At 64.4% G+C, this 26,605-nt stretch carries 26 protein-coding genes; 13 read left to right on the forward strand and 13 right to left on the reverse strand.

Features of this window, described 5'->3' with window-relative positions; all coding sequences use genetic code 11:
* Positions 1–20: 20 nt before the first annotated feature.
* Both CH293_RS17830 and CH293_RS17835 read right to left on the reverse strand, forming a co-directional pair.
* On the reverse strand, positions 21–713 hold the full coding sequence (locus CH293_RS17830; protein ID WP_094720973.1) for a hypothetical protein: 693 nt from the start codon (positions 711–713) through the stop codon (positions 21–23).
* Positions 714–827: 114 nt separating this feature from the next.
* Positions 828–2,024, reverse strand: a complete 1,197-nt coding sequence (locus CH293_RS17835) for an MFS transporter (RefSeq protein ID WP_094720974.1) — start codon at positions 2,022–2,024, stop codon at positions 828–830.
* A gap of 286 nt (positions 2,025–2,310) precedes the next feature.
* Between CH293_RS17835 and CH293_RS17840 the strand changes: the two genes are divergently transcribed.
* Positions 2,311–2,721, forward strand: a complete 411-nt coding sequence (locus CH293_RS17840; RefSeq protein ID WP_094720975.1) for a hypothetical protein — start codon at positions 2,311–2,313, stop codon at positions 2,719–2,721.
* Positions 2,722–2,892: 171 nt separating this feature from the next.
* Positions 2,893–3,915, forward strand: coding sequence for a phosphotransferase family protein (locus CH293_RS17845; RefSeq protein WP_094720976.1), 1,023 nt, complete (start codon positions 2,893–2,895; stop codon positions 3,913–3,915).
* Positions 3,916–4,011: 96 nt separating this feature from the next.
* Here CH293_RS17845 and CH293_RS17850 read toward each other — a convergent pair whose 3' ends face one another.
* Together CH293_RS17850 and CH293_RS17855 are read right to left on the reverse strand one after the other, a co-directional pair.
* Positions 4,012–4,500, reverse strand: a complete 489-nt coding sequence (locus CH293_RS17850) for a thioesterase family protein (protein WP_037104564.1) — start codon at positions 4,498–4,500, stop codon at positions 4,012–4,014.
* An 11-nt stretch (positions 4,501–4,511) separates the two neighbouring features.
* Positions 4,512–5,702, reverse strand: coding sequence for a benzoate/H(+) symporter BenE family transporter (locus tag CH293_RS17855; protein WP_094720977.1), 1,191 nt, complete (start codon positions 5,700–5,702; stop codon positions 4,512–4,514).
* An 86-nt stretch (positions 5,703–5,788) separates the two neighbouring features.
* On the opposite strand from CH293_RS17855, the gene CH293_RS17860 reads away from it, so the two are divergent.
* Positions 5,789–7,270, forward strand: coding sequence for an FGGY-family carbohydrate kinase (locus CH293_RS17860; protein ID WP_094720978.1), 1,482 nt, complete (start codon positions 5,789–5,791; stop codon positions 7,268–7,270).
* Here the strand turns inward: CH293_RS17860 and CH293_RS17865 are convergent.
* Both CH293_RS17865 and CH293_RS17870 read right to left on the reverse strand, forming a co-directional pair.
* Positions 7,255–8,025, reverse strand: coding sequence for an SDR family NAD(P)-dependent oxidoreductase (locus CH293_RS17865; RefSeq protein ID WP_094720979.1), 771 nt, complete (start codon positions 8,023–8,025; stop codon positions 7,255–7,257). The genes CH293_RS17860 and CH293_RS17865 overlap by 16 nt on opposite strands.
* Positions 8,022–9,053, reverse strand: a complete 1,032-nt coding sequence (locus CH293_RS17870) for a sugar-binding transcriptional regulator (RefSeq protein WP_052059108.1) — start codon at positions 9,051–9,053, stop codon at positions 8,022–8,024. Before CH293_RS17870 ends, CH293_RS17865 begins: the two co-directional genes overlap by 4 nt.
* A gap of 173 nt (positions 9,054–9,226) precedes the next feature.
* On the opposite strand from CH293_RS17870, the gene eltD reads away from it, so the two are divergent.
* From eltD to CH293_RS17910, 8 genes are all read left to right on the forward strand, one after another.
* Complete coding sequence (gene eltD, locus CH293_RS17875) at positions 9,227–10,318, forward strand: erythritol/L-threitol dehyrogenase (protein WP_037104577.1); 1,092 nt, start codon at positions 9,227–9,229, stop codon at positions 10,316–10,318.
* Positions 10,319–10,383: 65 nt separating this feature from the next.
* A complete protein-coding gene (locus tag CH293_RS17880; protein WP_020113133.1) occupies positions 10,384–11,760 on the forward strand; it encodes an ABC transporter substrate-binding protein in 1,377 nt (458 codons plus the stop codon).
* 24 nt (positions 11,761–11,784) lie between these two features.
* Positions 11,785–12,732 (forward strand): carbohydrate ABC transporter permease, encoded by a 948-nt coding sequence (locus tag CH293_RS17885; RefSeq protein WP_094720980.1) that lies wholly within the window; start codon positions 11,785–11,787, stop codon positions 12,730–12,732.
* Positions 12,733–12,736: 4 nt separating this feature from the next.
* Positions 12,737–13,603: a carbohydrate ABC transporter permease gene (locus CH293_RS17890; RefSeq protein WP_019667189.1), complete on the forward strand. Its 867-nt coding sequence runs from the start codon at positions 12,737–12,739 to the stop codon at positions 13,601–13,603.
* The gene (locus CH293_RS17895; protein ID WP_019667190.1) at positions 13,604–14,728 is read left to right on the forward strand and encodes an ABC transporter ATP-binding protein; all 1,125 of its coding nucleotides are present in this window, start codon (positions 13,604–13,606) and stop codon (positions 14,726–14,728) included. It abuts the gene before it with no gap.
* Positions 14,729–15,844 (forward strand): ABC transporter ATP-binding protein, encoded by a 1,116-nt coding sequence (locus CH293_RS17900; RefSeq protein WP_094720981.1) that lies wholly within the window; start codon positions 14,729–14,731, stop codon positions 15,842–15,844.
* Positions 15,845–15,852: 8 nt separating this feature from the next.
* On the forward strand, positions 15,853–17,577 hold the full coding sequence (locus CH293_RS17905) for a dihydroxyacetone kinase family protein (RefSeq protein WP_094720982.1): 1,725 nt from the start codon (positions 15,853–15,855) through the stop codon (positions 17,575–17,577).
* 3 nt (positions 17,578–17,580) lie between these two features.
* Positions 17,581–18,081 (forward strand): ribose-5-phosphate isomerase, encoded by a 501-nt coding sequence (locus CH293_RS17910; RefSeq protein ID WP_094627377.1) that lies wholly within the window; start codon positions 17,581–17,583, stop codon positions 18,079–18,081.
* Positions 18,082–18,386: 305 nt separating this feature from the next.
* Here CH293_RS17910 and CH293_RS17915 read toward each other — a convergent pair whose 3' ends face one another.
* On the reverse strand, positions 18,387–18,797 hold the full coding sequence (locus CH293_RS17915) for a LuxR C-terminal-related transcriptional regulator (protein ID WP_094720983.1): 411 nt from the start codon (positions 18,795–18,797) through the stop codon (positions 18,387–18,389).
* Positions 18,798–18,831: 34 nt separating this feature from the next.
* On the reverse strand, positions 18,832–18,978 hold the full coding sequence (locus tag CH293_RS28230; protein WP_170945281.1) for a hypothetical protein: 147 nt from the start codon (positions 18,976–18,978) through the stop codon (positions 18,832–18,834).
* Positions 18,979–19,173: 195 nt separating this feature from the next.
* Between CH293_RS28230 and CH293_RS17925 the strand changes: the two genes are divergently transcribed.
* Complete coding sequence (locus CH293_RS17925; protein WP_094720984.1) at positions 19,174–20,442, forward strand: TetR/AcrR family transcriptional regulator; 1,269 nt, start codon at positions 19,174–19,176, stop codon at positions 20,440–20,442.
* The gene (locus CH293_RS17930) at positions 20,439–21,743 is read left to right on the forward strand and encodes a hypothetical protein (protein ID WP_094720985.1); all 1,305 of its coding nucleotides are present in this window, start codon (positions 20,439–20,441) and stop codon (positions 21,741–21,743) included. The genes CH293_RS17925 and CH293_RS17930 overlap by 4 nt, the downstream gene beginning before the upstream one ends.
* Positions 21,744–21,765: 22 nt before the next feature.
* Here the strand turns inward: CH293_RS17930 and CH293_RS17935 are convergent, their stop codons facing one another.
* The 5 genes from CH293_RS17935 to CH293_RS17955 form a co-directional block, all read right to left on the reverse strand.
* Positions 21,766–22,329 (reverse strand): RES domain-containing protein, encoded by a 564-nt coding sequence (locus CH293_RS17935; protein WP_255122895.1) that lies wholly within the window; start codon positions 22,327–22,329, stop codon positions 21,766–21,768.
* Positions 22,326–22,832 carry a hypothetical protein gene (locus CH293_RS17940; RefSeq protein WP_037104602.1) on the reverse strand — a complete coding sequence of 169 codons (507 nt, stop codon included), beginning with the start codon at positions 22,830–22,832 and terminating at the stop codon, positions 22,326–22,328. The genes CH293_RS17935 and CH293_RS17940 overlap by 4 nt, the downstream gene beginning before the upstream one ends.
* A gap of 70 nt (positions 22,833–22,902) precedes the next feature.
* A complete protein-coding gene (locus CH293_RS17945; RefSeq protein ID WP_255122896.1) occupies positions 22,903–23,349 on the reverse strand; it encodes a DNA/RNA non-specific endonuclease in 447 nt (148 codons plus the stop codon).
* Between the two features lie 683 nt (positions 23,350–24,032).
* Positions 24,033–24,332 carry a hypothetical protein gene (locus tag CH293_RS17950; protein ID WP_094720986.1) on the reverse strand — a complete coding sequence of 100 codons (300 nt, stop codon included), beginning with the start codon at positions 24,330–24,332 and terminating at the stop codon, positions 24,033–24,035.
* Between the two features lie 57 nt (positions 24,333–24,389).
* Positions 24,390–26,591, reverse strand: coding sequence for an MMPL family transporter (locus CH293_RS17955; RefSeq protein WP_094720987.1), 2,202 nt, complete (start codon positions 26,589–26,591; stop codon positions 24,390–24,392).
* Positions 26,592–26,605 lie beyond the last annotated feature (14 nt).

A 26,605-nucleotide genomic window follows, 5' to 3' on the forward strand; every position in this document is an offset into this window, starting at 1 on the left:
TCACCGGGCACTCGGCGTTTTCAGCGCAGTCGTCGCAGCGCGAGAGCAGCGGTGTCGAACGGATTCTGGGCCTCACGCTCGGCAGCGACGGGCGAGTACAACATGACTGCGGACGACCCCGCCCACCACGCGGTCACGATGGCCACTGTCGTCACGATGCCGACGACTGTCGCCGACCCGCCGATGACGGCCGCCGCGGACACCGTCGCCACTGCAACCGCGCCGAGTCCCCACACCATCGGCAGGAACCGCGCACTCGCGACGAGCGTCGCCGCGCACACCAGCGATGCACACGCCGTCACATACCCGTTCGGCAGCGCCGACGCCGGTACCCAGCCGTCGGCCCACGACCGCACCGCTGCCGTCGTCAGAGACGCACCGAGTACGAGGGCGATGACGGCACCGATCCCGTAGGGCAGCTTACGAATCAGCGACACCACCGTCAGGCCGGCCACCGCGACCAGAACGGGGGTGACTCCGAACGACTCGAGCAGTGCGTTCGCTGGTCCGTCCAAGCTGGGAATCAGCGCCCGCGAATACGGATACGTCACACCCGCGAGCGGAAGCACCACGAGTACCACGGCCAGTACCCCCAGCAGCCCGGCTACCGCGACGAGCCGTGCCATCAAACGCCTGCTGCGAGCCAGTGCGTCGTGGTCGATCTCGATGCCCTCGAGTTCCAACAATTCCATGCTGTCGGTGTCGGCACTCACTGCCTACAACACCCCCTTCGTGTCGCCCCTTGTAGTACTACTGCGTTGTCCGCACGCCTGTCCTTCGGCTACGAGGATGCCGTACGACTCTGAGCGTGCGGTGTGAAGGTTCCGTCAATCCAGTTCGGGCAACACCGTGCGCGGTCGAACAGTTCCCGCGAAGGCTGCAGCGACGATCGTCAGCGCCAACGGGACGGCCATCGCCGAGGTCAGGGACACGAAGTGGGCGATCCAGCCGACGATCGCAGGCCCGGCCAGCAGCCCGACGTATCCCATTCCGACGACGCGAGACATGTTGGTGGCCGCGCCGCCTCCGAGGTTGCCTGCGGCGGTGAAGATCTGCGGAACGCTGCCGGACAATCCGAGGCCGAACAACGCCCATCCGGCGAGCGTCAGCGGCAGCACGTCCGAGACCAAGACCAGAGCCATTCCCGCTGCCGCGATCGCGTTGCCGTACCTGACCACCGCGACAGGGCCGAAGCGCGCGCTGACTCGATCCGCACAGAACCTGCCGACGGTCATCATCGTCGCGAAGAATCCGAAGGCAAGAGCTGCGGTGCTGTCCGACGTGGCGAGGTGCTCCTTCACCTGCAACGTGCTCCAGTCGTTGGCGACCCCTTCGGACAGGAGGAGGGCGAACGCCAAGGCTCCGAGCGCCAGGACGCGCGGCGAGAATCGGCCCCGCGCGGAACCGTCGGCTTCGGAGCCCTCGGTGTGCGGTGAAGTGCGGGGGACCAGGAACGGGCGGCAGCAGGCCAACACACCGATGCCGAAGGCTGCCGCGCCGATCGTGGTCCACAGAATCGGGATGTCCACGGACAGGGTGGCGGCTCCCACGAGTGAGCCCACGACACCACCGACCGAGAACAGGGCGTGGAATGCGGACATGATCGGTCGTGCGTAGGCGCGCTCGACATCGACCGCCTGAGAGTTCATGGACACGTCGAGAGCGCCGTTGAAGATGCCGAACACGAACAGCGCTACACCCAAGGTGGCGGCGTTCGTGGCGAGAGCCGGACCCACGACGGCGATGGACAGCAGCACTCCTGCGAAGGTAACGATTCGATAACTTCCGTATCGGTCGGCCAGTGGGCCGGCTGCCTGCATCCCCACGATCGCCCCGCCCGCCAAGACGAGGAGCAGCGATCCGAGGGTGGCGTGTGAGATGCCGACCTGACGTTCGACGGTCGGGATATGGACGACCCAGATAGCGAAGAGGAAGCCGTTGACGGCGAATACTCCGAAAACGGCGGCGCGGGCGCGGCGGGCCGTGGATGTCGAGATTGCGGCCTTGTCGATCACTGCACGCACGCTACCTGGTTGTTTCCGTCGAGCGTGCCGTGAGAGGTCGTGGACGAACGATCTTGGAACGCATTCGTAGCTGGATAGTCGCCGGATGCCGGCAAGCGATGTGACGCTTATCACATCATTCGGTTTGGTCTGGCGACACAACCGAGCGGAAGCGTAGTTTCGATGAATCGGACAGGAGTGCAAATTCGTTACAAATCTCTTCGTAACGATCTGAGAACGGTGCCGAGACGGTTGGGCCGAGCGGCTGGCCGGGCACCGCACAGCGACGCCGATCGAAGGAGACATCATGACCCTCGCACACACCCGCCAGGATCTTGCGGACGCGACGCCCACAGTGCTGGACGCCGCAGACGATTCGGCGCCGCTGTCCTCTTCTCAGCTGGAGATGATGCGCGCGTTCTTCTCGTGCGAGTTCGAGGTAGCTCGCCTCGACCGCGAGTCCATTCCGACGGCTACGTCGGATGCCGTCGCCGAATGGATCGACGCCCTTCGTATGAGCGGGCTTTTCTCACCGTCGGAGATGCGCACGATGTCCCTGGCGTGGATGAGCGAGCCCGACGCTCTGGTGGCACTTCTCGTCGGAGACGTGGACGAGGTCGCCGCCAGGCGCGATGTCATGGACACCGGCGCCGCCGAGACCGCCCCCGCCGTCCGTGGTGACGCAGCCGCCGACACGGACCTGCCGAAGGCCAGCTGAGAAGTACCGCGCAACACGCTCGACGCCGCGGACGCCCGAATGGGTGCGTCCGCGGCGTCGTTCGTCGCATTACCGCTTTCGGCCTGGAGGTTCGGCGAATCTGCGCTCGGATGCGCACAGTCCATGCGACAGTGACGAGCGTTGATTCGCAAGAGAAAGGATCGGGAGCGTATGACGACAGGTGTGGACTTCGACGCCGTCTCCGAATGGATCGGAGGTCTCGGCATCGGTGCAGTCGGCCCACTGGCGTTCGACAGAGTCGGAAACGGGCAATCCAACCTCACCTACTCGGTCGCCGACGCAAGCGGTAGTCGCTGGGTACTGCGGCGACCGCCACTCGGGACATTGTTGGCCTCCGCTCACGACGTCGTCAGGGAATACAAGATCCTCAGCGCCCTACAGAACACCGGAGTTCCGGTGCCCAAGATGATCGCGGTGACGGAAGACCCACACGTTTCCGATGTGCCCCTCGTGCTGATGAGTTACGTGGACGGCATCGTCCTGGATTCGATGCAGAAAGCCGAGGCGACCGCACCGGACATTCGCCGGGCCATCGGATCCAGCATGACAAGCGCGCTCGCGAGCATTCACCGGGTGGACCTCGACAGCGTCGGCCTCACCGACCTGGCCAGCCACAAGCCGTACGCCGAGCGTCAGCTCAAGCGCTGGCGAACACAATGGCAGCACACGCAGACGCGTGAAGTACCGGCAATCGACACTCTCGCCGAGCGTCTCGCAGCGAACATCCCGGATCAACGGGAACTGACGTTGGTGCACGGCGACTTCCATCTCAACAACGTGATCACATCGCCCACCACCGGCGACGTCGTGGCCGTCGTCGACTGGGAACTGTGCACGCTCGGTGATCCACTCGCAGACATCGGCGGCCTCCTCGCCTACTGGCCGGAAGCGGGCGACGCCGTCGCGGGGCCGTTCATGGCCTCGACCTTGCCCGGATTCCCGACTCGACAGGAATTGACGGCCGACTACGCAGCGAAGACGGGTCGCGACGTCACAGCCGTCGGATTCTGGCAGGTGCTCGCGCTGTGGAAGCTGTCCATCATCGCCGAGGGCGTCATGCGACGAGCAGAAGCCGATGCCCGCAACCGCGCGAACGCCGGTTCTCCCACGACGACCCTGATCGACGACATCGTCGCCCGGGCTCTCAGCACCGCCGACGACATCGGTCTCTGAAATCTCCGCCTAGTCAGACCCGGTCTAGCTGGGGTCGTTCCTGCCGGCTCCACTCCCGGTCTAGCTGGGGTCGTTCCTGCCGGCTCCACTCCCGGTCTAGCTGGGGTCGTTCCTGCCGGCTCCACTCCCGGCCACAAGAGTGCGGGCGGCGGCTTCGATCTCGGTGGGAATGGCGACGGGGCGGCGGGTCTGCGAGTCCACGTACACGTGGACGAATCGACCGGTGGCTGCCAACTGCAGTTCGTCGCCCGGGCTTTCGCGAAACAGAGCGAGTGCGTAGACGATACTGCGGGTGCCCAGTTTCTCGACCGACAGGCCGACCTGCAGGGCGTCGGGGAACGACAACTCGCTGTGGTATTTGCACGACGTCTCGGCGACCACACCGATGGCATCCAGAGCCCTGATGTCCACGCCCGTGGTGTGCATCAGCCAACCGTTCACCGCGGTGTCGAAGTACGAGTAGTAGGTGACGTTGTTGACGTGCCCGTAGTGATCGTTGTCGTCCCACCGTGTGGCGATCGGCCAGAGGGCCGGGTACTCGGCGGCGGTGTTGCGTTCGGCTCGCTGGCCGGCGGAGGCGGTCATGGGTGCTGACTCTATCGGCCTCGGCTGAGAACCCAGCGAACGACGAGGCCGACGACCAACGCCCAGAACGCGGAGCCGATACCGAAGATGCCGATGCCCGACGCCGCGATCACGAACGTCAGGACGGCCGATTCCCTCCCGTTCTCGTCTTTCAGGGCGCCGGCGAGCGAGGCGGCGAGGGTGCCCAGCAACGCCAGTCCGGCAACGGTTTCGACCACGCCGGCAGGCGCGACGGACACGAGGGTTGCCACGGCGGCCGAACAAGCAGCGAGGAGAAGGTAGAACCAGCCTGCAGATGATGCCGCTATCCAGCGACGTTCGGGGTTGGGGTGTGCTTGCGGCGCCGCGGCCAATGCCGCGCTGATGGCCGCGAGGTTGACGGCGTGCCCGCCGAACGGTGCACCCACCATCGTTCCCAGGCCGGTGACCCCCATCGCGGGCCGCCAGGGTACGTCGTAGCCATAGGACTTCATGACAGCGACGCCCGGGATGTTCTGCGATGCCATGGTGACGATGTAGAGCGGGAGCGCGATCCCGACGATCGCCTGCCATGTCCAGTCCGGCGCGGTGAAGGCGACGTGCGGAATCAAGTCCGATGCAGGAGGAATGCGCTGCGCGACAGCGACATCGACGGTAATGACGACGGCTGCGGTACCGAAAGCGGCGGGAACGGCCCACCGCGGGGAGTAACGCTGCAGCACGAGCCAGACCACGACGACCGGTGCAATCGCTCCGGGTGAAGCGGCGAATGCGGTCACCGGTTTCAGACACAGCGGTAACAGGACGCCCGCGAGCATCGCCTGTGCGAGAGGTGTCGGAATCGACGTGATCAGCGTGCCGAGACGCGGCCACAGCCCGGTGGTGATCACCAATGCGCCGACGACGAGAAACGCGCCTACGGCAGCGGGCCATCCGCCGGACACTGCCCCGGTCCCGGCAAGTAGTGCAGCACCGGGCGTCGACCACGCAAGGGTGATGGGTTGGCGATATCGCCGGGCGAGGTAGATCATTCCGAGAGCCTGAGTCACACAGATCACCAGCAGTCCCGACGCTGCATCCGTCGGCGACGCGCCCACCGCGCGAAGACCGGTCAGCACCACGGCGAACGAACTGGTGAATCCGACGAGCGCGGCAACGATGCCCGCGAGGATCGGTTGGAGTGCGTTCGGTGTCGATCGGGTCGGCTCTGCCACGAACAGCAATGATGCCCTGTGCGGCGATGCGTCGGTAATCGTGGATGCGCGCTTACCGGTCCCACCGGCCGAGGTGCTCCGTTAGTGTTGCAATCGTGAAGTTGTTCGTGGGAATCGATATGGGCACCGGCAGTAGCAAGGGCGTCCTCGTCACCGCCGACGGAGAGGTTCTCGCGTCGGAGCAGCGGGCCCACGAGATGTCGTTACCGCACCCGGGCTGGGCGGAAGTGGATGCGGATGCGGTCTGGTGGAGCGACGTCTGTGCCATCGCGTCGGCACTGATGAGCCGTGTTCCGTCGGGTTCGGAGGTCGCGGGTGTCTGTATCAGCGGGGTCGGGCCGTGCCTCGTGCTCACCGACTCCGAACTGCGTCCGGTGCGGCCGGCCATCCTGTACGGGATCGATTCACGGGCGTCTCGCGAAATCGAAGAATTGACAGACCATTTCGGTGCAGATGCCATTCTGGAGCGATGTGGTAAATCGTTGTCCAGTCAGGCAGTGGGGCCGAAGATCGAGTGGGTTCGCAAGAACGAACCCCAGGCGTTCGACCGCGCGAGACGGTGGTTCGGATCCAATTCCTACATCGTCGCCAAGCTCACCGGTGAGTACGTGCAGGACCATCACACCGCGAGTCAGTGCGATCCCCTGTACTCGGTACGTGAATTCGGTTGGAACGCGGACTGGCTCGACCGGATTCTGGGCGGACTCGAGGTGCCACGGTTGGCGTGGCCGAGTGAGGTCGTCGGGCATGTCGATGCGCGCGGCAGCGCTGCGTCCGGTATTCCGGTCGGCACGCCCGTGGTGGCAGGAACCGTCGACGCGTACGCCGAGGCATTCAGTGTGGGAGTGCGGCATCCAGGCGATCTGATGTTGATGTACGGATCGACGATGTTTCTCGTCCAAGTGTTGGCGGACTACCACACGAATCCGGCGCTGTGGACCACCACGGGAGTGCAGGCAGGTACGTACGCACTCGCGGCGGGCACATCCACCGCCGGCTCACTGACCACATGGCTTCAGACGCTCACCGGTGGAGCGCCTTTCGAGGAGCTGATGCGTGAGGCATCGGCTGTTCCGGCAGGGGCCGAGGGATTGTTGGTCCTGCCCTACCTCGCAGGCGAGCGAACGCCGGTGTTCGACGCCGACGCCCGCGGAGTGATGGCAGGACTGACCCTGAGGCACGGTAGGGGACACATCTTCCGGGCTGCGTACGAGGGAATCTCCTTCGGTATCAGGCAGATTCTGGAGATGTTCGACGACGCAGCCACCCCGGTCACCCGGGCCGTCGCCGTCGGCGGAGGGTTGCGGAGTCCGGTGTGGGCGCAGGCGCTCAGCGACATCACCGGGCAGACCCAGCTCGTCACCGAGCAGGCCATCGGCGCAAGTTACGGTGATGGCCTGCTCGCGGCGATCGGCGTGGGGGAGGTGCCGCCGGAGACCGACTGGGCCACCGTGGCATCCGAGGTCCCGCCGAATCCCGCACACCGAGCCCTGTACGACGACCTGTATGCCAGTTGGCTCCAGCTCTACCCGGCGACGCGAGAGATCGTGCACGCGGGCGCTCAACTGACCAGGTAACCGCCGTCGACCGGGATGTCGATTCCATTGATCATCGCCGACGCGTCGGAGGCGAGCCACAGTGCAGTCGCCGACACCTCCGACGGCTCGGCGAATCGGCCGGAGGGGATCCGCGCGAGCATCGGTGCGGACTTCACCGGGTCGCCCCATACCTTCTGGCCCATGTCGGTGAGGACCACTGTGGGGCAGACGGAGTTGGCCCGGACGCCTCGCCCGCCGAGTTCGAGCGCGAGCACCTTGGTGGCCATGATGAGTCCGGCTTTGGACGTGCAGTACGCGTAGTGCTCCGGGAGTGGTCGTAGCGCCGCGGCCGATGCGACGGTGACGATGGATCCGCCGTCGCCGTCGGCCATCGCTCGGCCGATACGCGCTGCGAGCAACGACGGGGCTCTCAAATTGACCTGGATCACTTCGTCGAAGTGCGCGGTGTCGAGTGCGTCCACCGTTTCCGGGTAGGAGATTCCTGCGTTGTTGACGAGTACGTCGACGCCGCCGAATGCGTCGACGGCGTCGGCGGCGAGCGTGTCCGGACCCACTGCTGTCGACAGGTCTGCGACGACTATCGCGGTCTCGGTGTCGAGTGTGCGAGAGAAGCGTTCGAGCGATTCGCGATCTCGACCGGAAAGAACGAGGCGCGCACCTGCCGCGGCGAACGTCTGCGCGATGTCGGCGCCGATACCGCGACTTGCGCCCGTGATCAGCACGCGTTTGCCGTCGAGGTCATGAGTCGTGGATCGGTCGATCGTAGGTGTCATGCCGTGTCTTCCTCGTCGAGCGTCGTGATGTGGGAAAGGATGTCCTGTGCGGTCGCCGGGTCCGTGACGAGTCGGTTGAAGAAGTGCGCTCGCGCGCCGCTGATGATCGGCACCACTTTGTCCGACCCGACTGCCACCGCGATTCCCACCGGAATCTTCTGCAGTGCATCCAGTTCTACCGCGATCAGGCGATCGGAACCGGGGAACTCGACGGAGTTTCCGTCGCGGTCGTAGAAGCGCGAGCAGACGTCGCCGACAGAGTCTCGCAGTGATGCGGAATCGGTCGGGACGAAGCGGGGGATGTCGGAGCGCAGTAGGGGAGGTGCCCCGACTCCCATCAGTATGCACCGGGCCTGGGGCCAGAGTTCGAGCACGCGTTGAATCGCCGGGTCCGAGTGGATGATCGAGTACAGATCGGCACCGGGAAGTGCGGGTGCGAACAGGTAGTTGGCTCGTCCGCCGAGTTTGTTGGAGATCAGTCTGGTGATCTCGTTCGTCTGGTACCACTCCTCGGGCTGGTCGTTGCCGCCGACGGTCGGAGCGACCAGAATTCCCGGGATTCTGTCCAGGTCGAACTGGGCCACCTCGTACACGGTTCTTCCCGAGGAGACCAACAGGATGTCGCCGGGGACGAGCCCGACCGCAGCGAGCGCCTTGGACACTGCAGGAGCAAGGTAACGACCCATGAGATCGACCGTCGGTTTCGACGGCGTGGCCGGGGGCAGGGGCGCCGACAGGTAGACGTACTCGAGGCCGAGTGCGGACGCAACGCTCTCGGCCAGATCGTCCTGCGAATAGTTGCTCGGCGGCACGACCTCGATACGAACGATGCCCTGGCGCCGCGCCTCGGAGAGGAGTCTGCTGACCGTCGCGCGGCTGGTTCCGAGCTTGGCGGCGACCTCGGCCTGGGTGGCGTCCTCGTCGTAGTAGAGCTTGGCCGCGGTGTAGAGCAGCGTGGGCGCGAAATGGCTCCCGTCGGCCGACTGGCCGGACAGGGGGTTCTCGCTCGCAGATCCGGTGATCGCCATGGCCGAAGTATCCCATTGAACATATGTGCACGGAGTTTGAATTGCTGAACATTCGTTCTGGACATATGTATACCTCTTCGTTAATGTGAGCGCCAACACATCGCCGACAGGCAATGTCTCGCCTCACCCGCGACGACCGCGCGGACACGAAACTGCTGAACGAGGAGTCATAGATGCCGGACACGACAATCCCGGAGAAGATGCAGGCCGTGGTCTGCCACGGGCCGGAGGACTACCGGCTCGAGGAAGTGCCGGTACCGGTACCCGGCCCCGGCGAAGCCCTGGTCCGCGTCGAGGCCGTCGGGATCTGCGCAAGCGACCTGAAGTGCTACCACGGCGCAGCGAAGTTCTGGGGCGACGAGAACCGACCCGCATGGGCCGAGACCGACGTCATTCCCGGCCATGAGTTCGTGGGTGAGATCGTCGTGATCGACGACGAGGCGTCGGCCAGGTGGAACGTCTCGGTCGGTGACCGTGTGGTGTCCGAGCAGATCGTGCCGTGTTGGGAGTGCCGATTCTGTCTGCGCGGCCAGTACCACATGTGTGCGCCGCACGACCTGTACGGATTCAAGCGTCGCACTCCCGGCGCCATGGCCAGCTACATGGTGTACCCCGCAGAGGCATTGGTACACAAGGTGTCCAAGGACATCCCGGCCGCGCATGCAGCATTCGCCGAACCCCTCTCCTGCTCGCTGCACGCCGTCGAGCGGGCGGGAATCACGTTCGACGACGTCGTCGTCGTTGCCGGTTGCGGCCCGATCGGACTCGGCATGATCGCCGGCGCACGGGCCAAGAGCCCGGCACACGTCATCGCGCTCGACATGCAGCCGGAGAAGCTGGCGCTCGCGAAGGAATGCGGCGCCGACATCGTCATCGACATCCGCAACGAGGATGCCGAGAAGATCGTCAAGGACCTCACCGACGGCTACGGCGCCGACGTCTACCTCGAAGGGACAGGACATCCCACTGCGGTTCCGCAGGGACTCAACCTGCTTCGCAAACTCGGCACGTACGTCGAATACGGCGTCTTCGGAAGCGATGTCACGGTCGACTGGTCGATCATCTCCGACGACAAGGAACTCGACGTCCTCGGCGCGCATCTCGGCCCGTACTGCTGGCCGGCGGCCATCCGCATGATCGAGTCCGGCGTGCTGCCGATGGACAAGATCTGCACCCACCAACTACCGCTCTCCGACTTCCAGAAGGGCCTCGACCTCGTCGGAAGCGGCGCAGAGTCGGTCAAGGTTTCGCTGATCCCGTCCTGATTCGCTCCTGCACGAAGCACTTTGGAGACTTACCCATGACTTATCGTCAATTCTCGAGGCGGGACATGCTCCGCGCGATGGGACTGGCAGGCGTCGCTGCAGCGTCGGTGCCGATTCTGTCCTCTTGCGGAGTCGGAGGTGGCGTGAACGCCGTCAACGGCGCCGGCGAGGTGAGCGGGTCGTTCGATTGGAAGGCCGTGGAGGGTACGACCCTCAACATCCTGCAGACCCCGCACCCGTACCAGCAGTCGTTCCAACCGCTGCTCGCCGAGTTCGAACAGCTGACCGGCATCACCGTCAACGCGGACCTGGTGCCCGAGGCGGACTACTTCACCAAGCTCAACACCGAACTCGCCGGCGGTACAGGCAAGCACGACGTCTTCATGCTGGGGGCGTACTTCATCTGGCAGTACGGTCCGCCCGGGTGGCTCGAGGACTTGAACCCCTGGTTGCAGAACAGTTCGGCCACCAGCGCCGAGTACGACTTCGAGGACATCTACGAGGGTCTGCGCACGTCGACCAGCTGGGATTTCGAGCAGGGCTCACCGCTCGGCACCGGTGGTCAGTGGGCGTTGCCGTGGGGATTCGAGAACAATGTCGTCGCCTACAACAAGAAGTTCTTCGACGACAACGGCATCACCCTGCCGGACACCTTCGACAACTTCGTGCAGCTGGCCATCGACCTCACCGATCGTTCGCAGAACCGCTACGGAATCGCGACTCGCGGGTCCAAATCGTGGGCGACGATTCACCCCGGCTTCATGACCCAGTTCACGCGCGAAGGTGCGCAGGACTACGTCTTCGAGAACGGCGAGTTGCAGGCCCGGATGAACTCGGAGAAGGCAGTTGCGTTCACCGAGAAGTGGATCGAGATGCAGCACAAGGCCGGACCGACGTCGTGGACATCCTACGACTACCCCAACGCCACCGGTGATCTCGGTGACGGCAAAGCCATGATGGTGTTCGACGCCGACAGCGCGACCTACCCGAAGAACAAGCCGGGTGCATCGGCGCAGGCAGGCAACATCGGGTGGTACCCCGGTCCTGCAGGTCCCGACGGCAGCTACGCCACGAACCTGTGGACGTGGTCGCTCGCGATGAACTCGATGTCGAAGAACAAGCACGCAGCCTGGCTGTTCATGCAGTGGGCCACGGGCAAGGAAGCGATGTCGAAGGCTGTTCAGGGCGGGATCTACGCCGACCCGGTCCGCAAGTCCGTGTTCGACGGTGTCTTCAAAGACCAGGTCGCCGACCAAGCGGGTTATCTCGAGACGTTCGAGACCGTGATCGACCAGTCGAAGATCCAGTTCACTCCGCAGAAGAAGTTCTTCGACACCACGCAGAACTGGGCGTCGGCACTCCAGGACATCTACGGCGGCGACGACGCTCAGTCCCGGCTCGACGGACTGGCGAAAACCAACACCTCGAAGGTGAACCTGTGATGACTTTTCAGAAAGAGGTACGTCATGGCCACGCGCACTGAGCCTTCGCGTTCGACGGGCGCGCCTGTTCCGGGTTCCACGGCCAAGCCCGAGGTGCCGCGGTGGCGTCGTCGGCTGCGTCCGTATCTGTTGTCGGTTCCCGCCGTCCTGATCGTCGTCGGAATTCTGTACCCGTTCTTCGTCGGCGCGTGGTACTCGTTCCTCAACTACGCTGCCGTGAACCCGAACCCGGTGTTCGTCGGCTTCGCCAACTACGCCAGCGTTCTCGGTGACGCGCAGTTCTGGTCGAGCGTGCGCGTCACGGGCACGTTCGCAGTGGTGGCGACCATCGTGGAGACCGTCATCGGCGTGATCATTGCGCTGCTGCTCAACCGGTCGTCGATCGTCGGCCGCATCTTCGAGAAGGTGCTGATCCTTCCGCTGATGATCGCGCCGGTGATCGCCGCGGTGGTGTGGAAGCTGATGTTCAACCCGCAGTTCGGTGTGCTGAATCACGTTCTGGGACTGGGCAACACGTTCGACTGGTTGAGCAGTCAGAACGCGCTGTTCTCGGTGATCCTCGTCGACCTGTGGATCTTCACGCCGTTCGTCGCGATTCTCGTTCTCGCCGGCATCCGTTCCCTGCCGAAGGAACCGTTCGAAGCGTCCGAGGTCGACGGCGCGAGCTGGTTCTACATGTTCCGCCGGCTCATGTTGCCGATGCTGTGGCCGTACGTCCTCGTCGCGGTGATCTTCCGCTTCATGGACAACCTCAAGTTCTTCGACGTGCCATGGGTTCTCACGGCCGGTGGGCCGGGTGTCGCGACCCGTTCGTTGCAGATCGGTGCGTTCGAGGACTCGATCATCAACCTCGACTACTCCCGCGGCAGCACCTACATGTTCCTGCTGTGGATCCTCGTGTTCATCACCGCGCGCTTCCTCGTGAGCGTGCTCGGCAAAGCACAGCGGCGCGCCGCTGGAGCGGAGAACTGACATCATGGCAAAGGAATTGCTTCCAGGGCAGCGTCGGTTCACCCCGGCCTCGGTCGCCGCGGACGTCGTACTGCTGGTGTGGTTCGTGTTCTCGCTGTTCCCCATCGTGTGGATGGTGTTGCTGGCGCTCAAGTCCGACGCCGAGCAGACGAGTACGTACTTCTCCTTCACGCCGACGTTCGAGAACTTCGGAACCGTGCTCAGTCAGCGCGGAACCGACCTCACCAGCGTCGATTTCACGTCGTCTCTGCTGACCAGCCTCATCAACTGCGGCGGCGCGGTCATCGTCTCGCTCGTCATCGGCATCCCCGCTGCCTACGCGGCGGGTCGCTGGCAATACAAGGGCAGCAACGATCTGATGTTCCAGATGCTCTCGTTCCGATTCGCGCCCGAGCTGATGGTCATCGTTCCGCTGTTCGTCATCTACAACCAGATCGGGTTGTTCGACACCAAGGTCGGCATGATCTGGGTGCTGCAGTTGGTCACCATGCCGCTCGTCGTCTGGATCCTGCGGTCCTACTTTCAGGATCTGCCGGAGGATCTGGAACAGGCCGCGCTTCTCGACGGGTACACCCGCTCGCGGGCGTTCGTCATGGTCGCTCTTCCGTTGGTGCGCCCGGGCATCGCTGCAGCTGCATTGCTGGCCTTCATCTTCGCGTGGAACAACTACGTCTTCCCGCTCATCCTGTCCGACAGCAACGCCAGCACGGTCACCGTCGCGATCACCAAGTACCTCGGTGGTGGCGGACAGGCCTACTACAACCTCACTGCGGCGGCAGCAGTCATCGCAGCACTCCCACCGCTGATCCTGGCGCTCACCATTCAGCGCTACCTGGTCCGCGGTCTCTCGTTCGGGGCGGTGAAATCCTAGATGGCACAGCTTGCAGTCAAAGGACTCAGCAAGAAGTACGGCAAGAAGATCGGAATCGACGGACTCGATCTCGACATCGCGGACGGCGAGTTCTTCGTCATCCTCGGTCCGTCCGGGGCTGGCAAGACCACGACGCTCAAGTCCATTGCAGGACTGGTCGAGGTCGACGACGGTGCCGTCCACATCGGTGGCACGGACATGACAGCTGTCGAGCCGTACCACCGCAACGTCGCGATGGCGTTCGAGAGCTACGCGTTGTACCCGCAGAAGACCGTGTCGGAGAACCTGGCATCGCCGCTGAAGTCCGGACGCACCGGCAAGTACACCGAAGCCGAGCAGACCGAACGCATCAAGTCCGTGACGACGACTCTCGGCATCGACCACCTGCTGAAGCGTTTCCCACGCGAGCTGTCCAACGGTCAACGTCAGCGTGTCGCGCTCGGTCGCGTGCTGGTCCGTCCGGCGGACGTCTACCTGCTGGACGAGCCCCTCTCGCACCTCGACGCGAAGCTTCGCGCGGCTATGCGCGTCGAACTGAGGCAGTTGGGTGAGATGTCCAAGACCACCACCGTCTATGTCACCCACGATTATCAGGAAGCCCTCGCCCTGGGAGATCGCATCGCGATCCTCCGCGAGGGGCGTGTGGTCCAGGTGGACACTCCCGAGAACATCTGGCGTACACCGGCGGACACGTTCGTCGCCAAGGCCCTCGGTCAGCCCGAGATCAACCTCTACGACGCAACCGTCGACGACGGATCGCTGCGCGTGCTGGGAAGCAGCATCGAGGTGTCCGCTCCGGCAATGCTGTCGAGAGGGGACAACGCGCGCATCGGCATTCGGCCCTGCGACGTCGACGTGCTCGCGCAGGCGTCGACGCAGCCGGGGAAGGTGAACTTCGAGGGCACCGTCGTACTCGCCGAACGTCTCGGACGCGACGTCGAGGTGTCCGTCGATCTCGGCGGAACCACTCTCATCGCGTTGTCGAAGGGCGGACGTCACATCACCGAAGGTGCGACGGTGACCGTGTCGGTCGACGCGTCGGACATCCACATCTTCGACGGCACCGACGGGGCGTCGGACGTCGAAACTCGTCGCCTGGGCGCGGCAGACAGCAAGGAGCAGTAGATGACTGCCGTACACACCACGACCGTCGCGCAGAGCCTGACGCTCGACAACCTGGTCAAGACCTACTCGTCGCGTGGGCGTGAGGAGTTCAAGGCCGTCAAAGGCATCGATCTCACCATCGAGCCCGGTGAACTGATTGCGCTCCTCGGCCCGTCCGGATGCGGCAAGACCACGACTCTGCGGATGATCGCGGGCCTGGAGACGGTCACGAGTGGAGAGATCCGCATCGGCGACAGGACCATCACGGACCTTCCGCCCGGAAAACGTGAGGTCGGGGTCGGATTCGAGAGTTACGCGCTGTACCCGCCGCTGTCCATTCGTGAGAACCTCGCGTACGGGTTGAAGGCCCGCAAGGTCAAGGGTGCCGACGAGCTCGTGAACTCCATCGCTCGCCGGCTCGAGATGGAGGATCTGCTCGAGCTGCGTCCGGCAGGACTGTCGAGTGGGCAGAAGCAGCGCGTCGCATTGGCGCGGGCCCTCGTTCGGAACCCTCCGGTGCTGCTCCTCGACGAGCCGCTCTCGCACCTCGATGCCTCTGCACGCCAACGAGTTCGACGCGAACTCAAGATGTTGCAGCGCGAGTTCGGGTACACCACGATCGTCGTCACTCACGACCAGGTCGAGGCGCTCAGCCTCGCGGACCGCTTGGCGGTGATGGACGGCGGAGTCATCCAGCAGTTCGGCACTCCCGACGAAGTGTTCGACGATCCGGCCAATCTGTTCGTCGCAGGGTTCGTCGGCGAGCCGCAGATCAACGTTCTCGACGGTGTCGTCCGTCGTTCGGGAACGTCCAGTGTCGTCGAAATCGGGGACGGCACACTGTCGGTGGACGTCACCGATGTCTCCGACGGCACATCCGTCAAGGTCGGTATCCGCCCGCAGGACGCGTCGATCGTCGCGGGTGTGGCCGGTGACGGACAGATCGCTGCGTCGGTGGACTACTTCGAGCACCTGATGGAGTTCGGCCAGGCGAAAATTTCCGTCGCAGGCGGCGGCGAACTTCTGGTGCAGACCCCCGCACGCGAAAGCTACCGCAGCCACGATCGATGCGCGCTCTCCGCTCCGGCCGAACGCATCTACCTGTTCGACCGCGAATCCGGTCTCAGACTCCGATAGGACCAGTCATGACAAGGCTTTTCAACGACCCAGCGTCGTTCATGGAAGACATGCTCGACGGATTCCTCGACGCCAACTCGCGGTACGTCGTCGGTGTCCCCGGTGGGGTGGTGCGTGCGACGGCGACACCCGAGGGCAAGGCCACGGTTGTCGTCGGCGGCGGGTCCGGGCACTATCCGGCGTTCTGCGGAGTGGTGGGTCGTGGATTCGCCGACGGTGCCGTGGTGGGAAACATCTTCACCTCCCCGTCGGCCGACGACGCCGCGTCGGTGGCGCGTGCAGTCGAGCGCGGCGGGGGAGTGCTGCTGACGACGGGCAACTACGCGGGCGACGTCATGAACTTCGGTCTCGCGGTGCAGAAGCTGCGCGCCGAGGGAATCGACGCCCGGTACCTCGCGGTCACCGACGACATCGCCAGCGCACCGAAGGATCAGATCGCCAAGAGGCGCGGGATCGCCGGTGATTTCACGGTGTTCCGGTGCGCGTCGGCCGCTGCCGACGAGGGATACGACCTGGACGGTGTCGAGCGGGTCGGAATCGCCGCGAACGACGCCACCCGCACGCTGGGCGTCGCCTTCGACGGCTGCACGATGCCCGGTGCCCGGGACCCACTGTTCACGGTGGCGAAGGGGACGATGGATCTCGGTCTCGGTATTCACGGAGAGCCCGGGGTGTCCTCCCACGACATGCCGACGGCCGCCGAGCTTGCGGACCTGCTCGTCGATGGCGTGCTCGCCGAGAAGCCCGAAGGCAGCGGAGAGCGCATCGCGGTGATCCTCAACGGGCTCGGCCGAACCAAGTACGAGGAACTGTTCGTCGTGTGGCAGACGGTGTCGCGTCGACTGCGCGAGCACGGATACACCGTCGTCGACCCGGAAGTGGGGGAACTCGTCACGAGCCTCGACATGGCAGGCTGCTCGCTCACCGTCATGTGGCTCGACGACGAACTCGAGAGGTTCTGGACCGCGCCGGCGGACACTCCTGCCTATCGCAAGGGAGTCGTCGCGGCAGATACCGGGGAGCGTCGGTCGGCCGACGACGTGGCCGAGGCTGCGTCCGCGGTAATGCCGGAGTCCGACGAACATTCGCGGGAGTGCGCTCGGTTCGTGTCATCGTCCCTCGAAGCCCTGGCGGAGCGAATGGCTGCTGCGGAGGACGAACTCGGCCGCATCGACGCCGTCGCGGGAGACGGCGACCACGGCCGAGGAATGGTGAAGGGTACGGCTGCTGCACGTGAAGCCGCGGACGATGCCGTCAACCGAGACGGCGGCACCGGATCGGTGCTCGCGGCCGCAGGCTCGGCATGGGCAGCGAAAGCAGGTGGAACATCCGGAGTGTTGTGGGGTGCCGCACTGACAGCCATCGGAAACAGACTGGGCAACAACGGCGTACCGGACGACGCGGCCGTCGCCGAAGCACTGCGAGCCGGGTACGACGCCCTGACATCCCTGGGTGGTGCATCGCTGGGAGACAAGACCATGCTCGACGCTCTCGACCCGTTCGTCGGCGCCGTCGAGAAAGCCGTTGCCGGAGGAAGTGACTGGCGAACTGCATGGTCCGACGCAGTGAACGTGGCAGGTGACGCTGCGCAGCGCACCGCGGAACTCCGTCCGAAGGTGGGACGAGCACGTCCCCTGGCCGAGAAAAGCGTCGGGACCCCCGACGCGGGCGCGGTGTCGCTCAGCATGTGCGTCGCCACCGTCGCCGAACTCTTCACGAAGCAAGGAACGTAGATCATGAGCAAGCTGAGAATCGTCGTCGGATGCGACGACGCCGGACTGCAGTACAAGCAAGCACTGTTGGCCGATCTGGAGAAGGACGACCGAGTCGAATCGGTCGCCGACGTGGGCGTCGGAACCGACGAGCACACCGCCTACCCGCACGTGGCCGTCACCGCGGCACGCATGATCGCCGACGGGTCGGCCGATCGTGCGCTGCTGGTGTGCGGCACCGGTCTCGGAGTGGCCATCAGCGCCAACAAGGTTCCCGGTATCAGGGCCGTCACGGCGCACGACAGCTTCTCGGTGGAGCGTGCCGTACTCAGCAACGATGCCCAGGTGCTGTGCATGGGCCAGCGTGTCATCGGAATCGAACTCGCGCGTCGCCTGGCAAAGGAATGGCTGGGCTACACCTTCGACCCGACATCGGCATCAGCGGCAAAGGTCGCGGCAATCGGAGAATACGAAACCGGTTCCCTCGCAACCGCGGAGGATGCAGCCAAAGCGGTCTGCGACTGAGCCGACCTGGATGCGACGGCGGGGCAACACCGCCGTCGCGCTGGCATGCATGGTTTCGATGAGCCATGCCGCGGGTTCGACTGTGCTGTCACCTACTGAAACCGTCTGAAAAATAACTGATTTCGACCGCTGACATTCCAGCGGGGGCTGTTGTTTCCAGAGCTGATTTCTGACAAACCAATCCCTGCCGCGCACAGTCACCCGTGAGCACTCCGACGTTGCCTACGTAAACTGTACTGACCGACGCCGTCTCCCCTATGCGCTGGCGGTCGAGGGGCGCTCCTCACGCCGGTGCGAGGTGGTCGTCAGAGGTCGTCGAGCGCGACGATTCCATCTTGCAGCGCGCGGGCGACGAGCGCGGCTTTGGTGGGGGCGGGCCGTCCGACTGCGCTGTATTTGATTCGGATACGGGTCAGGTGAGTGTTGACCGTTCCCAGCGCGATGTGCAGGGTCGCAGCGACCCCGATCTTCGAGTCGCAGTACAGCCAGGCCCGAAGAACGTCTATTTCTCTGCTGCTTAATAAGGCGTTCGCATACGCGGGGCGGCCGGGAACAACGGCGCGGGTGGCCGCAGAGTGGTATTGCGCCTGCGGGCCAGGGGCGGTCGGTGCGGCGTTGGGAACGATCCGGGTCCGCAGCGGCGACCGAAGCGAGTGGGTGCGGCCGGGCGTGACCGGCCGAATGCCTGACGGCGGCGGGGGAGCGGTGAGAACCATGATCGTTACCTCTCAAATTTGACATGAGTCGACATCACGAACGGGGCACCGCGTCATTGACGGGGCGACTGGGGATGCGGATCGGCGACTGCGGCGTCGAGGACAAGCGCACCCAGGATCCGTTGTTGAGCGGGTTGTCCGAGAGCGCTATGCGGCCGCGTGCGTCCGTTGTACGGGCCACGAGGCAGCTGGTGATTGAAGCTTTTCGCAATCTCAACATGTCTCCAGATCGACTGCAACACAATCGCTCTCGATATCAAGGCCCATATTTGGGTATCGGCTACATTCAGGTGTAGTTCGAACTACATTCTGCGGTCGGAGCGGCCGATTGGTTATAGTTCGATGTCCATGTTCGCTCGATCGAGGTGGTTACCAGATGAGTTCGAAGCCGACCCCTCGGGAGCAACTGCTGCAGGCTGGCTCGCGTCTTCTCGGCAGACTCGACATGACCGACATGGTGCGTGCTCTGTCGATTTCGGCGGTCGTCGACGAGGCCGGCCTGTCGCAGCAAACTTTCCACAACACCTACCCCGGTAGTTCCCGCGCCGGCGGCACAGGCGGCAAGGAAGCGTTCGTCGAGGACCTGCTCGAGAACATCACCATCGGGTACGTCGGATTCCCCTCTGCCGCGGGGTCCGCGGACGGGCACCGGTCGGCATCTGCGCGCGCAGAGCAGGTCAGCGGCGTGTTCGGCGACATGACCTCCGGCCTGATGCGTCGGCGGATGCTCGCGGTACTTCTCGCCGGCGACCACGACGGCGCCCGCAAAGCAGTGGTGCCCGACTTCGAACGCTTCGATACCGACTTCCGGACGTTGGTCGGAGATGCCGTGCAGGCACGCGGCGGTTCTGTCCGGCAGCCACTGTCGTTGACGATGCTCTCGACCATTCTGGGATCGCTCCTCGACGGACTGGCCCTACGCGAGATGCTCACACCCGACACCATCGACGCTGGTGATGTCGGCGCCGCTACCGAATCGATTATGCGATGGGCGATCGACCCGGTGCATTCGGATCGGTCGATCCCCGACGCGGACGCTGTGGCGGCGGACATCGCCCTCGATCCGATGCTCGGCGACGTCGAAGCCGAAGTCATCTCAGCGACCGAAACCCTCTTCGTCGACCACGGATACTTCCTGGTCACCCTCGCCGACATCGCCCGCGCCGCACGGATCCGCCTCGATGATCTGATTCGACTGTTCCCTAGCAAGATCGACATCATCGTCGCTGCGCTCAAACCCGAGTTCGACCGGGTGCTCCGGCTCCGGCGAGCCGACGAAAAACTAGCGGTCGAACCCCTCGTCGCGCTGCGCCGCACCCTGACCGCGATCGGGGAGTTCGTGATCGGCAACCGAGCCATGAGTTCGGGAATGCTGTTGGCGCTCAGTTTCGAACAATTCCAGCAGCCCAGCACAGTCACCACAGTCCTGGAAAACCTCTACCTCCCCTCGGCCGTCGTGCCGATTCTCGAACGCGGACGAGAGGCAGCGGTATTCACCGCCGATGCCCCCGTGATGGAAGTAGCGATCATGCTCACCAACAATGTCCTCTTCCGATGCCTGACCCGCCCGAACGAGGCCGCCACCGATGTCGTCGACGCAGTGTTGCGGGTGATGCTGCCGGGCGTCGCAGCACCGAACCGGTGAGCGAGATCGTCCCGCGCCCGCCAGGTGCGGTGGGCGGTTACATCCACCACGGATTCCTTCGCTCCAATCACTGGGACCGGCTGACGCGCCTGTCGGATCGGCTCGTCGAGAGCATTGCTGCCCAACCGCTCGACAGCCATGCCGATCAGCATTGGTACGTCCCGCGCGGCATCGAACCCGCGCTGCTCGACCGGCTCGAGCTACCGGGCGTGACCCCGCAGATAGTGGTCGGTGAAGCCGGGCACGGAAAGTCGACGTTGCTGTGGTCGCTGCACCGTGCGCTGCAGGAGCGTAAGCGCCGACCGATGATGGTCTCCGCGACCTGGTTGCAGCGCAGCGAAGACGGATCGCGCACCACATCGACTGCGGACATCGCAGAAGCCGTCGTCACCGAACCCGGCGCCGTACTGCTACTCGACACTGCAGATCTGTTGCTGCACAACGAATCCACCAGGCTCGATGTCGTCGATCTACTCGACCAGCTCACCCGGGCCGGCGTGCCGGTGGTGGCCACGACCAGACCGCAGGAGAGCGCGTACCTGCCAGCGAGTGTGGGCCAGAAGGTGCACCTCGGGCCCTACTCGATCGAGCGCGAATTGCCGTCGGCGATCGCTGTCTTGACCGAGGAATTCTGCGCAGACGATGCGTCCGTGCCCACCGACCCGCTGACGGCGATCACCTCCGCTCGCGCACGCGGGTTGCTTGTCGACGAGGTGTGCACGAGCCCACTGCTGCTACGCCTGCTGTTCTCCCTGTCCGCGCCTCGTTTTCCGAGTCTCGAACTCGACGTCAGCGGCTTGTACTCCCAGTTCTGGGCACGCCGAGTTGCCGCGGACCACCGCACCGGACCGGAGACGCCGATCGACGGCGGTGACGACCTCACCGCGACCGCCGGAATGTTCGCGATCGCGATGCTGGCGCTGGGAACTCCGGAACCGCATATCGGCGACCTCGTCCGCCGCGCCGCGGACGTCGCTGCAGCAAGCGGACACCCGGCGGGCGAGGACGTACTCCGCAGCGACCTTCGAACCTTGACTGCTCGCGGTGTCCTGATCGCCGTCGATGAGCGTGTCCGCTTCTTCCACCAGACGTTCTTCGAGTTCGCGGCCGCGAAAGGCCTCACCGCGCGCGGCGGCGAGCACGAACTTCCGCGGCTGATCGAGCGGATCATCGACGCACCCGACGATCTGTTCGTCGGAGCCGTCGTCGAACAAACCTTGATCATGCTCGGCACCGATACGATTGTCGCGTCAGAGAGACGGCGGCACCGAGAGAATGGTGATGCCGGTGTTGCGTTGTAGCGCGTCGATCAGGTCTGCTCGTTCAGAGAGAGTGTCGGTCTCGGTCACCGCGTAGTTCCCTGAAACTTCGCTCGATGATGCGCCAGCGGTGCCGAAAAGAGCCAGGCAGGCATTCATATGTGCGAGGTCGTGCCGCGCCCAGTACCGGATCCCGGCGTAGCCTGCGCTGCGAAGGGCGGATTGCCCACAGCTGCGTCAGCTGGTAGTTCCCGGTGCTGAATATCTCTGCGATGACTCCGAATTGCGCTGCCGCGTTCGATGTCAGATCCGCGAGCGGCCGCGTGTCGACAATCTCCAACCGGCTGACTGCGCGTGCGGTGAGTTCGCTGCTCGGGACGACCCGCATCCCTCCCCATGTTTCGAGGAGGGTGATCTGTTCGGACTCGGCGGCGTAGCAGGTGCCATTCTCGTCGGCGAGGTCGAAGCGTCCGTGGCCGCCGTTCGCGAACCACAACGGCCCGCGAGTTGCGCTGTGGCAGCGAAATACCTCCGTGCCGGCCTTGACTGTGAAGGCGGGGAATCGATCGCGGAGGTGATCCGGTGGGGGAGGGGCGAGTAGGTGCAGTGCGGTACGCGGAGCGCTCACGCGGCGAGATGCTCGGTCGCCGCGCGCGCAAGATCAGCGACGGACGGTCCGTCACCGTCGAGCAGCGCCTGCCGCGGGGTGCGTCCGCCGAGTTCGGGTTGTTCGGTCATCAACCACGACGCAGCCATCCACCCGCCCGTATCAGCACTCGCCCACACCCGCAGGACGTCCTTGATTCCGAGGATCGGCCGGGCAGGGGTGTTGTCGTCGAACCCTGTCACCGAGTAGCCCACCGACCCGTCTGCGGCGACCAGTCGCAGCACTCGATGATCGCGGACTGCTTGGCTCAGGGCTTGTTTCGTCCACCCGGTCACGTCCAGGACTTGCTTGTGGGTGAGGATCGCGCCGATATGATTTTCCCACGCACGGCGTGCCTTCAGCCCGGAGAGCACGCTGCGGATCCCGTTCTCGACATACGCGACATCACTCGGGTTGAGTTCGGTCTGGTCGAGGCCGCTGGCGGCGAGCTCGGCGGCGACGAGGTCCTGCAGCGGTGTGCTCATGTCACCCACGATACTGAGGTCAATCAGGTCAAGTCAAGTAGGTCAACCAAGACTGCAGTCGGCTACTGCACTACACAACGATGTCAGCGTAGGACGACAGTTCGGTCCACCGCTGCTGTTCGAGCCGTGCGGCAGACTGCAGGGCGTACCGGTCCGCGGTGACGAGTCGGTCTATCGACAGCCCTGTTGCATCTGCAATGTCTTCGATGGGGACCTGGAAGGTTCGACACGGACCGAGTGGGGGAGTAGCAGTGTCGGCGCGGGCGGGACGTTCGAGGATCGGACCCAGCGACTGCGTCTGATCGAGGACGTACCCCGTCGCTGCAAAAGCCACATCCTGTTGCCAAGCAGCAATTTTGAAGAACCGCCGCGGGATCGCCACACCCCGGTACACCGGATCGTCGGAGGCGAAGATGCAGCCGGAGAACACCGACAGCCGCTGCCCGTACTGGCGGGCGTGTTCGAGCACGTAGTCCTTTGCATGGCCCATGTAGTGCCCGGCGTTCGGTACTGTCACGCTGTATTTGTCGGGGGTCCCTGTGAATGACCGAATATGTTCGGTTCCGTATTGCACGCGCGCGTCGTCATCCCCGTTTAAACCGAGTATCGGAATCGTGATTTTCGATAGATTGAGCAAGTCCACAGCAATTGCGGGTCCTTGCGACAGCATGTCGCCACAAGGGTGCTGGTTTTGAAATGGCGCAGCGGCGTCGATGACGTGCTGTTCGGTGTCTGTGTAATTTCCTGTGACGAATTCGGTTCGCCCTTGGTCGTAGAAGGTGTATCCGCTTACTTCGGTGTTGCGTTCCGATGGAGACCCGCCGGCCAGACATCGGGCTGTGGTAGCGAAGAAGCGAACGTAGGCTTCGGGGGTGAGGCCTCGGTCTGCCCAGTCCATGACGACGAGAGCGTCGATGTCGTTGAATGTGAAGGCTTCGATCTGGACGATCTGGCCGCCGTTGGACTGTCCGGCGAGCGTGATGTGGTCGAACGTCGGTGCCGAGCCGGGAGCGTTCCACTGGTAGTCCTGCTTCGCAGGGCTTGAACGATCTGGTGCGCCATTGTCGCTTGGGACCCGACGCACATAGCACCGCCAGCCGGGGAGTCGGAGGAGTCGTAGCCGAGCCTGTCGATGGTGAGGGAGGTCTGGCCCCTGGCCGCCATCTCGTAGCTGTGGTGATAGCCAGGTACAGGCAGGCGTCAGTACCATTCGCCTGCTGCAATGCCGTGTTCGTAGAGAGTGACAGCAGACCCGATCCCGGCGGCAGGAGCCGTGAGATGACCTCGTACGGTGGAGGTTCGACCGTCTGCCGAGCACGGCACCGCAGTGTCGTTGACGTTGCGAACGGTGAAGGACACAGGGACGTCCACGACGTTGGGCGGGGCCGGCTGAGCTGTAGAACGTCCGGGCGCTCCGATCATCAGGGCAGCGGACATGAGTGCGACGATGACGGCGGCAACGGCATGGGTGATGGGATGCAACGGTATGTGTTCGGGCATGGCGATACTCCATCCGAGTGTGACGATGCTGGTCGGTGGTGTGGTGGTGCTGGTAGGTCAGGCGTAGGTCTTGGGTTCGTGGTGGAAGTCGCGGTCGGGCACGTTCGGGGACTCGGTGACTCCGATTCGCTTGTGCAGGCGTGCGAGTGGGCCTGGTGCCCACCAGTTCCAGCGTCCGGTCAGTTGCATGATTGCCGGGACGAGGAGGGCGCGGATGATGGTGGCGTCGACGAGTACTGCCAGTGCCATGCCGATTCCGAGTTGCTGCAGGAACGTCACTCCGGAGGTGGCGTAGGTGGCGAACGAGACGGCCAGGATCAGCGCTGCTGCGGTGACGACGGGAGCAGAGCGTGAGATGCCGTCGATGATGGAGCGGCGGTTGTCTCCGGTGCGGTCGAATTCTTCTTTGATTCTCGACAGCAGGAACACTTCGTAGTCCATCGACAATCCGTAGGCGATGCAGAACATGAGGATCGGGATGCTGGGCTCGATCGCACCGGTCGGTGTGAAGCCAAGCAACCCCGCGAGGTTGCCGTTCTGGAATCCCCACACAAGGACTCCGAACATGACTGTCAGCGACAGTAAGTTCAGCGCGGTGGCCTTGATCGGCGCGATGATCGATCCGGTCATCAGGAACAGGATCCCGAACGTGATCACGGCGATGAGCACGGCGACGAGCGGTAGTCGGGCGGTGACTCCGCTTGTGTAGTCGTCGAGCATCGCGGGCGATCCCCCGATCAATACCCCCGCCGGTGCGTCCACGGAACGGACGGCTTCGACGAAACCAGCTCGGTCGTCGAGCGATTCGCGGGTGGGGACTACCGACAGATAGGTGGAGGATCCATCGTCCTCGAAGCGAACGGCAGTGTCTGGGGCCGGGGTGATGGTTCCGCTCGAGTCGATGCTGCCCATTGGTCCGTCGACGCGCAGAACTTCGGGCAGTGCCGCCAGGTCGCTGGCGTATCGGGCGATCCGATCCGGGCCGGTGTTCGATGCTGCGACAAGGACTGCGTCGGCGTCTTCGCTGGCATAGTCGTCACGGATGGTGTCGTAGAGTGCGCGCACCGGTACCGACTGCGGCAGGATCCGGTCGTCGGGGGCACCGAATCGGGCACCGAGGATCGGGGCGCCGAGTAAAACGAGCACGACGACACCAATGACCGCGAACACGACCGGCCGGCCGGTCGTCGCTTCGGTGATCCGTCGCCACACCGGGCTACCGTCCTGCTCGTGACCGGGTCGTTCGGTGCGTCGTAATGCGCGCGGTCCGAGGAGTACCAGAGCTGCAGGAAGGACCAGCGTTGCCGCGGCGACGGCGGTGATGACGACGGCTATTCCGGCGTAGGCGAAGGACGCCAGGAACGGGAACGGAAAGACCAACAGCACAGCGAGGGATGCGGCGACCGTCGCACCCGAGAACATGATCGTGCGCCCCGCTGCGGTAGTCGCACGCTGGACTGCTTCGCGTTTGTCCGTGGTGCGCCGGGCCTCCTCGCGGAATCGGTAGATCAGAAACAGGCCGTAATCGACGCCGAGTGCGATGCCCATGACGAGGGCGATGTTCGCGGCGAAGGTCGATACCTCGGTGACGAGGGTGACAATTCGAAGGATTGCAAGTGTGCCGACCACGGAGAACAGTCCGGTAGCGAAGACGGCACCCGCCAGGCGTAGGCGTCGCACTACCGCCCACAGCAACAAGACGACCAGCGGTGCGATGATCATTTCGGCGCGCAGGAAGTCGGTGCGTGATTGTTCGGCGACCGCACGGAAGACTTGATCGCTACCGCCGAGGGCCAGTTCGACGGACTGCAGTGGTGCCGATTCCAGTGCCTCTTCCAACGCCGGCAGGACTTCTTGGCGCACGTGGGTGGCGTCGCCCGGCGCCCACGCCAGTATCAGCGCGGAGCTCCCGTCGTTCGCGGCGAGAGTCGGCACGTTCTCGGTCCAGTACGACCACGCGTTACCGACGCCGGGAAAGTCACCGACCAGGGTGGTCAGGTTCAGTCCGGCGCGCGCGACATCGGCGCTGTCGAGCCCACCACCGGTCGGCGTCACCAGAACGGCGATGTTGGGCGTTCCCGTCGACAGAGCATCGTTCAATACAGCTTCGGCCGATGCCGAGGGGGCGTTCGTGGCCTCGAATCGGTTCAGTGACAGTGCGTTCATGGCTCCAGCCGCGACGGCGGTCAGCACGACGAACAGGATCCCGGCCAATGCCAAGGTCAGTCCGGGGCGAGTTGTGACGAATCGTGTGGGCATCGCAGATCCCCCTG

This window comes from Rhodococcus sp. 14-2470-1b (assembly GCF_002259415.1).
Taxonomy (GTDB): Bacteria; Actinomycetota; Actinomycetes; order Mycobacteriales; family Mycobacteriaceae; genus Rhodococcoides.